An 11289-nucleotide genomic window follows, 5' to 3' on the forward strand; every position below is an offset into this window, starting at 1 on the left:
TGACGAGTCTGTCATGGTGCGCCTTTCGGTGGTTTTTCGCAGCAGGAGATGTGTACCGACGTCTACGAGTGGTACACCAAAGACCGACCATCGCGGAGGTGTAGCGGAAAGGACTGTTACGGCCCACAACGCGAGCGCGTCTCCGTTGTGGGTGGAAACCGTCTAGCTCATCAGGTCTACTTCAAACGCGAGGCACAGCTCTGCCAGCTCGGCCGGCCGAGCGAGTGATCTGCCGGAGATTTCCTCGACGCGGCGCAACCGGTGGCGCACGGTATTGGCGTGGCAGTGCAAATGCTGCGCGGCCTCGTCGACCGAGCCGCCGACGTCCACCCATACCCGAAAGGTGGTGAAGAGGACTTCGCGGTCCCGTTCGGTGACGCCGGCGAAACCGGCGAGAACAGCCGAGGCGACCTGTTTCATCACATCGGGAGCGCTGACTGCCGCAATCGACAGCGGCGTTGCTTCAAAAGCGGCGACAAACGATCCATTACGCGGTTCGACGGATAGGGCTATCCGGGCGTATTTCACGCCTTGAGGCGTATCGCGCAGGTCGTCGAACCGCGAGCTGATGCCTACCCGATTGACGGCGAGGTCGGCCAGCACGCCCTTCACGGCGTCCAGCATCGCGTCGTCACGGACATACACCAGACCGAGTTGAACATCGGGCAGAAGTCGCCAGGCTGACACGATTCCGAGGCTGTCGAGCTTGACCTCGATTCCCGGAAGGGCTGATCGACCCAACGATGCGCACTCGGCTGCAACGGCCACGTAAGGCCCCCGGGCGGGCAGTTTCAACATCTGCGCGATTTCCCAGAGATCCGCCTGCTCGACGATTCTTCCCTCGATCAGTGCCTGCGCCAATGCTGCCCGCTCAGCCGCCTGGTTGAGAACCTTCCGACTCACCGTGTCGCGGTAGGCATCCGCCATCGCGTGGGTGTAAGTGTCGTGAGCCAGCCAGAACCGCTCGGAGATCCGCATGAACGCTTCGCGACTGAGATCCGGTCGGGCGGTCTCCAAATCCGCCATTTCGACCCTGGCCAAGCGCCCCGCGATGCCGAACGACTCCAACATCGCCGGTAAGGGAATTCCCGCGCGCGCACGTGCCTCCCCGATCTGGGTCGGCCGCTCGGTCGCGTACGGGGTAGCGGCATTCAGCGCCTCGAATATCTGCCGGAAAGTCTTCCGGCAATCGGCGGTGAGCTCATCTTTGCCGATTTGGCCGGTGCCGCCGTAGTAGTCGACCTCACGCCAGACGGTGTCGGCAACCATCGCCCCGAGAGCGTCGCATCGCTTCAGCAGTTCGGTTTGGATTTCGGCGACCTGCGCCTCCAGATCCGATGACGGCATGGGCAAAGACTACGGCGCAACCTGTTGCCGGAAATGTAAAAGCAGATCGCGTGAAAATGCCCGGGTAACATCGAACGGTGCCCCCGCGCTGGCCTGTGCTTGCGCAGACCCTGTTCCCGAGGCGCCCTCACCCATCAACGCTGATCGCAGGGGAGCGGGGCTGGGACCGGCATGTGCCGGGCCTGCGCCACGTGCTTGCCACTGCCGCTCTCGGCCCCCTTCTCCTGCTGCAGGGACTGCACGTGCGCCGGGTCACGCCCCGACTGCCCGAGCCCCCCGGACCACGTTCCGGGCGGGCGGGCACCGGTGCTCCTCTGCGCCTACTGGTAGCGGGGGACTCGGCCGCGGCCGGCGTAGGGGCCGCCTCGCAGGATGAGGCTCTCTCTGGTCGCCTGGTCGCGGAACTCGCCCCGCACCGCGCACTGGAGTGGCGACTGGAGGCGCGCACGGGCTACACCACCGCCGACGCGCACGAGCACTTGGCGGCGCTTCCCGAGGATCGCTTCGACGTGGTGGTGTTGTCACTCGGCGTCAATGATGTGACTCGCGGCATCAGCCTCGGCCGTTGGCTGGCACGTCAGGCCACACTGGCCGACCTGGTACGGGAGCGCTTCGCGCCGCGCGCGCTGCTCTTCACCGCGCTCCCGCCGATGCACCTGTTCCCGGCATTGCCGCAGCCGCTGCGCTGGTATCTGGGCGCCCGCGCCCGCGACTTCAACGCCGCGCTGACCGACTGGCTGCCGCACCGGCCCGGTTGCCATCTGGTGTCGCCGGATTTCCAGGCGGATCCCAAGCACATCGCACGCGACGGCTTCCATCCCGGACCGGCCGCCTACGGGGCATGGGCGGCGGGGGTCGCGTGCGAAATCGACCGTCTGATCCCCGTGTAGCACCGCGTGTCAGTCTGTTACCTGATATCGGACGAACATCGCATCCCAGCCAACTTCAAGAAGATGAGTCGCGTAGGAGCGCCGCAGGCCACTCGGGATCCGAGCCGCCAAATAAATCCGTCAAAAGCCCGCCCGATCAGGCACTACAACCAAAGGGAAGGGAGGCCGCCGGGTGGGGGCAACCCAATGATTCATCTGTTGCAATATGCAGTATGTGTGTTGACATAATGTGGCTTATCGGCAAAACGGAGCGCTGGCCAAATGCTCCCGAACTGCGCAGATGACCGCCCGGATGCATATGGCACTCGCGCTTCGCGATGCCGAATCGACGCAAGCCGCGTGAATCGCAGGCCGCGTCCTTCCCGTGCTCTTGTTCGGGCAAATTGCGTGCGCCGCGAGAGTCAATCCGCGCAAGACAAAGCCGGTTTGCGTGCTAACAGCTACCCAAGCCGGCCCGGTCCCGCGTCGGCGGCCGCTACATGAACCATGCCCCCCGTCGGCGTCCATCCACCGACCAAGCATCAATACGTCACTGTGACGGTTTGATGTGGCCTGGGACGGTGCGGCGAGGCCACCGCGTGACCAACGGTGGTTCGCCAGATCTCGTCGTCCCGAGGTAACAACGGATCGCGGCTAAGGCCGTCGCACCTCAACGTGCACGCCATGGCGGCGGTTGCCTCGCCACGCTTTGTGTCGTTGCATACGACCAGACCGTTGGGCTGATTTTGCTAACCCGTGTTCGCAGTGCCGCCGGCTCGTCAGGCAGCACGCCGGCGGCCGCTGCCGATCGCCTTATGACTGGCCTAATTTCGGTTTCAAAACCCCCGTGGGTGTCGAATCCGGTGCTACTGTCCGGCACTACCAACGGGTCGAGGGAGGTTGTCATGCTAGAGAAGATTGAAGACGCACTGAAAGGTGCCGGGCTAACCCGGGAGTGGGACAAGTACCCCACCCAGGCCCTGCAGATGGCGAAGTTGTATTACGACCGCGAGTCGCTGCGGGCCCGCAACCTGTTCGACACCCCCGGCGAGCCGCCGCATGATTTCCCCGCCGAGCCGCCGCCCGAGGCGCTGCGGGCCCGGATGCCCGACGGCAGCTGGAACGACCTCTCCGATCCCGCGATGGGGATGGCGGGGTCGCGGTTCGCCAGGAACTTCCCGCTTGACTTCGTCGAGGCCGAACAGCCGCCCCGGCTGTTCACGCCGAACCCTCGAGTAGTCGCCCAGCAGCTGCTGGCGCGCGACGTCTTCAAGCCGGCGACGACTCTGAACACCCTGGCGGCCGCCTGGATCCAGTTCGAGAACCACAACTGGTTCTTCCACGGCCGCGGCGAGCCCGACGACCTCATCGAGGTGCCGTTGGCGGCCGACGATCCGTGGCCCGAGCACCCGATGACGATCCGCCGCACCCCGGAGTTGGCACGGCCCGAGGGAATGCGCTGCCCGGTCTTCCGCAACGAGGAGACCCACTGGTGGGACGCCTCCCAGGTGTACGGCAGCGGCTATGACAAGCAGGCCGCACTGCGCACCTTCGAGGACGGCAAGCTGAAGATCGGCTCCGACCGGCGCCTGCTGGAGAACAGCGAGTACGCCGGCATCGATCACACCGGCATGTTCCAGAACTACTGGACGGGTGTCTCGCTGCTGCACACGTTGTTCACCCTCGAGCACAACGCGCTCTGCGATGAGCTGAAGAAGGCCTATCCGGATCTCAACGACCAACGGCTGTTCGAACTCGGCTGGCTGGCCATCTCAGCACTGATCGCGAAGATTCACCTCTGCGAGTGGACGCCTGGCATCCTGTCGCACCCGGCGACCGCATGGGGATTGGTCAATACCTGGTGGGGCCTCACCGGCGAAGAGTCCTATCAGCGCTTCGGAAACGCCCGGCCCGTCAACAGCGACTTCATCAGCGGCCAGGCCGGCGGCAAGCACGACCACTTCGGCGTGCCGTTCCAGTTCACCGAGGAGTTCGTCTCGGTCTACCGCATGCACGCGCTGATCCCCGACGAGTGGAAGTTCTACTCGCTGAAGACCGGCGATGTGATCCGGGAAGCCGAATTCACCGAAATCCAGGGCAAGTACACGCGCGGGTTCATGGACGAGTTCTCGATGACGGACCTCTTCTACTCCTTCGGGATCCAGCATCCGGGGGCGATCTGCCTCAAGAACTACCCGAGGACGCTGATGCACTTCGAGCGCATCGACGGTGAACTCACCGACCTGGCGACGCTGGACGTGGTCCGCGATCGCGAGCGGGGTGTGCCCCGCTACACCAAGTTCCGCAAGGGATTGCGGATGCCGGTGCCCAAGACCTTCGACGACATCACCTCGAACAAGGACTGGGCGCGTCAGATCCAGGAGGTCTACGACAACAAGATCGACGACGTCGACCCGATCGTCGGGATGTACGCCGAGGACCTCATCCCCGGACAGGGATTCTCCGACACCGCGACCCGGATCTTCCTGCTGATGGCGGCACGGCGGGTCAACAGCGACCGCTTCCTGACCACCGACATGCGGCCGGAGGTCTACACCCAGGTCGGCTACGACTGGGTTCAGAAGACCTCGATGACCGACATCCTGCTTCGTCACTACCCGGAACTGGCACCCGCGCTCTCCGGCGTCGCGAACCCGTTCGGACCCTGGAAGACGGTGGGCTGACAGCCCGGACCTGCCCGCTCGGCGGGGATCGCCGACCCGGCCCCGGATGGTGCCGGCGTCGGTGATCCCCGTGAGTGGCGGGTGACCTAGGCCCCCATCGTCGTCGCCAGTTCGATCATCGAGTCGGCGACGACGGTCCGGTCACCGGTGGGCTCTGCACCGGCCTCATGCGGCGTGCCACCGGAATTATTCGGCGGCCGGACGTCGCAGGGCGAGGTGCAGTAACATGCCGCGCCAGAAACACAGCGGCGGGAGCGACTCATGGTTCATCGCGGTATTCGGGTCGGCGCGGCGGCGTTCGCGGTCGGGCTGTCACTGGCCGGGCCGCATGCCCCGGATGCGGCTGCTGACACCGGCAGCCACGACGAAACGGCGGCGGCAACGGGCGCGGCGGATCCAGGCGGCACACCGGCCCGCACCCGCACTGCCGCCGCGCGGGTGTCCCAACCCCGCGTCGCCCTGCAGCGCGCCGCGGACCGAGCATCCGGATTGCCGGGCAACCCCGTTCGCGCCACACTGGCCAACCCCGCACGGCGGCCCGCGAGACCTCCCGCTGCGGTCACTGTCGCCACTCCTGCCGCCCCGGCGGCCACGCCTGCACCGGCGGCGGCCACGCCGCTCTGCCCGAGTTGCCGCACCCCGGCTCCCCCGATGCTCTCGGCGACCACGACCGCGCCGCGCACCCGGGCCACGAACCGCATCGGGCACTGGCTCTCCGGCCTGCCCGACACCCCGGCCACCGACGTGCTCTCCGGTGCGCTGCTGATGGTGCGGCGTTCTCTTCCGTCGGCGACCCCGGCCGCGGCGGTCCGATCGGCATCCTCGTCGTCGGACGGCACCGGCCCGGTGCTCACCTCGATCACCAGCTCCCCGGGCAGTACGTCGCTGCTGCTCACCTTCGACGGGCCGCTGATGCCCGGTACGGCAACCGATGTGGCCAACTACCGCATCACCTCTGCCAACTGTGGCAACCCCCAGTTGGTGACCTCCAGCGGCCCGGCGCGCAAGATCGTTTCCGCCCAGTACAGCGACATCTCGGAGTCCTCGGCACAGGTCACGCTTACCCTCGCCCGGTCCCTGCGGCAGGGAACCTTCTACCGCGTCGCCATCAACGGCAACCCGCCCATCATCACCGGCGACCCGAACTCCAACCCGCTGCGCGGCAGTGACGGCACCGCCTTCGACGGCGACAACGACGAAACGGCCGGCGGGGACTTCTACGGGCTGTTCGCCGTGGGTGACAGGCTCGCCTTCACCGACTCCAGCGGGGACCGGGTGACCCTGACAGCCGACGGCGGCAGCCTGAACGTGTGGCGTGAACTCAACGGAGACATCGACCAGATCACCGCGCTGCCGGGCACCACCGCGCTGTCCGGCGCGGTGCGATTCAGCAAGGACAGCAGCGGCAAGGTCTACATCGGATCGCTGACCGTCCCGGTGCCCGAACCGCTGAACCTCAACGGCGCCACCGACAACCTCCCGGAGTCCTTCGAAACCGTCCCGCCGGGCGGGCTGACTCCGCCCCCGGTGCCCACCGCCGACTCGCCGAAACCTGTCCCGGCCACCTCGTCGAACCTTCCCTACACGCTCAACATCGCCCCCGTCAGTGCACCCGGCATCACCGACCTTCCGGGGCTGCAGGGCAGCGTCTACGCCCAGGTGAAGCCGTCGTCGGAGTACCCCAGCGGACTGTGGGTGGTGTTCGGCGGTCGCACCAACGGCCTGCACGACTTCGTTCCCAGCGGTGAGCAGAGCTTCCCGCCCAGCTTCCAGAACAATGTCATCTACGTCATCAACCCGGTCGACTGGCAGGTCTGGTCGCTGCCCTGGAACCAGACCGGCGTCTCCCCCGCGGTCTACAGCCCGCTGAGTTCGGCCGACGCGCAGTACTACGCCAAAGGTGACACGCTCTACGTCAACGGCGGCTACTCGGTGCCCGGCACGGCGAGCTTCACCGGCGACGTCAGCGCTGCCAGCACGACCATCACCGTCACCAGCGGCCTGGAGAACCTGGCTGTCGGCCAGCGCGTCTCGGGGGTCCTGCCGTTCCCGTCCGGCCAGGAGGTCTTCCCGCCCGGGACGACGATCACCGCGATCGACGGCAACACCGTCACCACGAGCAGCGACACCGAGACCGACGGCACCGGCGTCACCTTCGCCGCGTTCACCAGAGAGTTCACCACCTACGACACGCTCACCGCACTCAGCATCAAGGGGCTGGCCCGGGCGGTGATCGACGGCGGCGATGTGGCCACCCTGGCCAGGATCCGCCAGATGTCCGATCCCAGGCTGGCGGTGACGGGCGGCGGTATGGCGGACCTCAACGGCCGGACCTACCTGGTCTTCGGGCATGACTTCCAGGGCGGCTACAACGGCGCCACGTCCAACCTCGCCCAGGTCTACACCGACGAGATCCGCAGCTTCCGCATCGTCGACACCGGCCGCCGGCTGGCCATCGCCGGCTACCGGGCACTGCGCGATCCGGTGAATTACCGGCGCCGTGACGGCAACCTCGTCAGCTTCATCGGAAGCGACGGCCGGGCCGAACTGGCGTATTTGGGTGGTGTTTTCACCCCCGGCGACGCCGGTTCCGGATATCAGGCGCCGATCTTCGTCGGACCCGGCGGACGCGCCCGCATCGACGCCGCGTACCAGCAGTACTTCAGCCAGTACACCACCGCGGAGGTCCTGCTCTACGACCGCGGATCGCGGTCGATGTACGACGTCCTCGTCGGCGGCATCAGCCTGTACTACTACAAAGACGGGGTGCTCACCGAGGATCTCGACCTGCCGTGGGTGGACAACGTGACATCGCTGGTCCGGTTCCGCGACGGTGCGTTCCAGGAGTACTCCATGACGCCCATCCAGCCGGTCACCCCGGGCGGCACCGGCTACTACGGAGCGGGCGCGGGCTGGTTCGGCAACCAGGCGCTGCCGCGGTACCGCAACGACGTCATTCGACTGCACCAGCTGGGCGGCCCGACGGTGCTGGGCTTCGTGTACGGCGGCATCTACTCCACCGTGTCCGCGACCGCCAACACCTTCAGCCAGACCGGAGCGTCCAACCAGGTCTTCCAGATCACCCTGACACCGACGTGACCGCTGACCGGTTCCCGGGCGGCGTCATCGCCAGCGCTGCGGTGAACACGTTCATCAGGCACTGTCCGCCGAAATACAGAATCCAGTTGCTGGAGTACAGGATCAGCGACACCGGCTCATCGTCGGGCCGCGGTAGCCAGGTCTTGAACAACACCAGATCGGAGAACGGCAGCAGAACTGCGCCGATCATCACCACCACCGAAGCCAGCCCGTAGCGGCAGGCCACCAGATAACGGATCGCCAGCCACGGCAGGATCACGTACAGCGTCGCGTTGAAGACGAACGAGCCGTAGGACAGCACCGGTTGGCCGGCCACCCGGGCCGCCACCGAGGTCAGCCACCCGGTCACATTCAGGGCCAGGATCACCGGGATCACCGGCCACAGCCTTCGGGCGCCCGGGGCTACCAGCGCCAGGCCCCTCCACAGCCCGGCGATGTAGCAGCTGTAGCCCAGCCCGAAGAACAGCAGCGCCCAGGTGAGTTTGAGGGTGACCGGGTTGACGTCGCTGAGCCTGCTGTTGACGTAGTCGCCGATCAGGGTGAACACCAGCCCCAGCGCGAACAGCGCCACCACGGGGGCGTCCGGGGCGCTCTCGCGACGGCGACGCCACCACAGCGCGCCTGTGATGGCCAGCAGCCCGGTCATCAGCAGCAGGTGGATCAGGTGATAGCCCGTCACCGAGAAGCTGAACAGGCCCGACAGCATCCCGGACTCCACCACCAGCGAGGCCGCCAGCAGCAGCGCCAGACACGTGAGGAACAGCCCGGACGTCATCAGCTGAGCATAGGACGAGAACAGCCGGCGGCCAGTACGCTGAGCGGGTGGCTACCTATAACTGTCCTACCTGCAACATGTCCACCGTCGTCACCTGCGGCCACTGCGGCGCGGACCTGGTCGACGGTTCACTGACCCTGGCCGACGGCGCCAGCGTCCGGATCGCCGAGTGCCCCAACGGGGACGGCAAGATCAAGTCGCCGCTGTGCTGCGGCAGCGACATGTCCTGCTCGATCTGAGCGGAGGTTCCGGCGCGCCGCGGACCGCGCAACGTCCCCGCCAGCGGCCGGCGCGTAGTGTCCTGTCCATGAACATGCCTCGAGTGATCTTCATCTTCTCGGCCATCTTCGTCCTGCTTGGGGTGGGGGCCTATCTGCTGACCGGATCGCAGTCCCCGACCGCGCTGATACCCGCGATCTTCGGTGTCTTGTTGGCCGGCGCGGGCGCCTTCGCGTTGAAGAACCTCAAACAGGGCGGCCATCTCGCCGCGCTGATCGGGTTACTCGGTTTTTTCGGGACCGCGCGCAGCCTGGGCAAGCTACCCGCCCTGCTCTCCGGTGAGCCGCTGCAGCGCCCGGTGGCGGTGGGCGTTCAGGCCGGCTTCGCCGTGCTCTGCCTGATCTTCGTCGCGCTGTGCGTCAAGTCGTTCATCGACACCCGCAAAGCCCGTTCCTGAAAAGTTGCGGTGACGTCGCCGTCCTGAGCGTTCCGATCGGGCCCGTTCGCCCACAATTAGGGGTCCAGCCGTGCGGCAACCCCGAGGGAGCGACCAGTGGCCACGTCCAAGATGTCCGACGAACTGCGCTCGGGCGCGCTGACCTATCACCGCCAGCCCACGCCGGGGAAACTCGAGATCCAGGCGACCAAGCCGCTGGGCAACCAGCGCGACCTCGCACTGGCCTACTCCCCCGGCGTGGCGGCGGCCTGCGACGTCATCGTGGAGAACCCCGCCGAAGCGGCCACCGTGACCGCGCGGCAGAACCTGGTCGGCGTGATCTCCAACGGGACCGCGGTTCTCGGACTCGGTGATATCGGACCGCTGGCCTCCAAGCCCGTCATGGAGGGCAAGGCGGTGCTATTCAAGAAGTTCGCCGGCATCGACGTCTTCGACATCGAGGTCGACCAGAAGGACATCGCCAAATTCGTCGACACCGTAGCCGCACTGGAGCCCACCTTCGGCGGGATCAACCTCGAGGACATCAAGGGCCCGGACTGTTTCGAGATCGAGTCGCAACTGCGCGACCGCATGCGCATCCCGGTCTTCCACGACGACCAGCACGGAACGGCCATCATCGTCGCAGCGGCGGTGCGCAACGGCCTGGAGTTGGCCGGCAAGAACATCTCCGAAGTCAAGATCGTCGTCTCCGGGGCCGGCGCCGCGGCACTGGCCTGTCTGAATCTGCTGTGCAGTCTCGGCGCCCAGCGGTCAAACATCTGGGTCAGCGACATCGAAGGGGTGGTCTACACCGGCCGCGCCGCCCAGATGGACCGCTGGAAAGAGGTCTACGCCCAGGACACCCCGGCGCGCACCCTCGCGGAGATCATCGACGGGGCCGACGTCTTCCTCGGGCTGTCGGTGGGAGGCGTGCTCGCCCCGGAGATGGTGGGGCGCATGGCCGACAAGCCGTTGATCCTCGCGCTGGCCAACCCGAACCCGGAGATCTCGCCGCCCGACGCGCTGGCCGCGCGGCAGGACGCGATGATCTGCACCGGACGTTCGGACTACCCCAACCAGGTCAACAATGTTCTGTGCTTCCCTTATATCTTCCGCGGCGCACTGGACGTACACGCCACCGCCATCAACGAGCCCATGAAACTGGCGGCCGTGGAGGCCATCGCCGAACTGGCCCGCGAGATGCCCTCGGACATCGTCGCCTCCGCCTACGGCGGAAGGGCTCCGCTGTTCGGGCCGACGTCGCTTATCCCCGCACCCTTCGACCCACGGCTGATCCTGCGGATCGCTCCGGCCGTCGCCAAGGCCGCGATGGAAACCGGAGTGGCGCAGAAGCCGATCACCGACTGGGACGCCTACGAGCAGACACTCAACGGCTTCGTCTTCCGTTCCGGATTCATCATGAAACCCGTCTTCGCCGACGCGAAGTCGGACCCGAAGCGGGTGATCTTCGCCGACGGCGAGGACGACCGGGTACTGCGGGCGACTTCGGCGATCCTCGAGGAAGAGACCGCTAAGCCGATCCTCATCGGCCGGCCCAGCGTGATCGAACGACGAATCACCCGCCTGGGCATGCAGATTCGGGCCGGCGAGGACTTCGAGTTGGTCAATCCGCTCGACGACGACCGCTACCGGGACTATGTCGACACGCTGCAGGAGGTGGCCGGACGAAAGGGCATCACCCCCGACGCGGCGCGCAGCATCGTGCGCACATCCACCACAGCGATCGCCGCCATCGCCGTGCTGCGCGGTGACGCCGACGCGATGCTGTGCGGACTGGAGGGCCCCTTCCCCACCCGGCTGAAGATCATCCGCGACATCATCGGCCTGGCTCCCGACGCC

General features: G+C 66.6%; 8 protein-coding genes. 6 read left to right on the forward strand and 2 right to left on the reverse strand.

Going from position 1 to position 11289, the window contains the following annotated elements:
- Window positions 1-162: 162 nt before the first annotated feature.
- Window positions 163-1347, reverse strand: a complete 1185-nt coding sequence (locus ACKOQ4_RS13480; RefSeq protein WP_526292641.1) for a PucR family transcriptional regulator — start codon at window positions 1345-1347, stop codon at window positions 163-165.
- 191 nt (window positions 1348-1538) lie between these two features.
- On the opposite strand from ACKOQ4_RS13480, the gene ACKOQ4_RS13485 reads away from it, so the two are divergent.
- The 3 genes from ACKOQ4_RS13485 to ACKOQ4_RS13495 all read left to right on the forward strand — a co-directional run bounded on the left by ACKOQ4_RS13485 (window position 1539) and on the right by ACKOQ4_RS13495 (window position 7999).
- On the forward strand, window positions 1539-2237 hold the full coding sequence (locus tag ACKOQ4_RS13485; RefSeq protein WP_526292643.1) for an SGNH/GDSL hydrolase family protein: 699 nt from the start codon (window positions 1539-1541) through the stop codon (window positions 2235-2237).
- Between the two features lie 884 nt (window positions 2238-3121).
- Window positions 3122-4900 carry a peroxidase family protein gene (locus ACKOQ4_RS13490; RefSeq protein ID WP_526292645.1) on the forward strand — a complete coding sequence of 593 codons (1779 nt, stop codon included), beginning with the start codon at window positions 3122-3124 and terminating at the stop codon, window positions 4898-4900.
- A gap of 261 nt (window positions 4901-5161) precedes the next feature.
- The gene (locus tag ACKOQ4_RS13495) at window positions 5162-7999 is read left to right on the forward strand and encodes a hypothetical protein (RefSeq protein ID WP_526292647.1); all 2838 of its coding nucleotides are present in this window, start codon (window positions 5162-5164) and stop codon (window positions 7997-7999) included.
- On the opposite strand, the gene ACKOQ4_RS13500 is transcribed toward ACKOQ4_RS13495, so the two are convergent.
- Window positions 7980-8774 (reverse strand): hypothetical protein, encoded by a 795-nt coding sequence (locus tag ACKOQ4_RS13500; protein WP_526292649.1) that lies wholly within the window; start codon window positions 8772-8774, stop codon window positions 7980-7982. The two genes, ACKOQ4_RS13495 and ACKOQ4_RS13500, sit on opposite strands and share 20 nt — an antisense overlap.
- Window positions 8775-8821: 47 nt before the next feature.
- On the opposite strand from ACKOQ4_RS13500, the gene ACKOQ4_RS13505 reads away from it, so the two are divergent.
- From ACKOQ4_RS13505 to ACKOQ4_RS13515, 3 genes are all read left to right on the forward strand, one after another.
- Window positions 8822-9013, forward strand: a complete 192-nt coding sequence (locus ACKOQ4_RS13505; protein ID WP_526292651.1) for a hypothetical protein — start codon at window positions 8822-8824, stop codon at window positions 9011-9013.
- Between the two features lie 68 nt (window positions 9014-9081).
- Window positions 9082-9450 (forward strand): hypothetical protein, encoded by a 369-nt coding sequence (locus ACKOQ4_RS13510; RefSeq protein WP_526292653.1) that lies wholly within the window; start codon window positions 9082-9084, stop codon window positions 9448-9450.
- 96 nt (window positions 9451-9546) lie between these two features.
- On the forward strand, window positions 9547-11289 hold a 1743-nt coding region (locus ACKOQ4_RS13515; RefSeq protein WP_526292655.1), incomplete at its 3' end, for a phosphate acyltransferase.

This window comes from Mycobacterium sp. (genome assembly GCF_046095365.1).
GTDB lineage: Bacteria > Actinomycetota > Actinomycetes > Mycobacteriales > Mycobacteriaceae > Mycobacterium.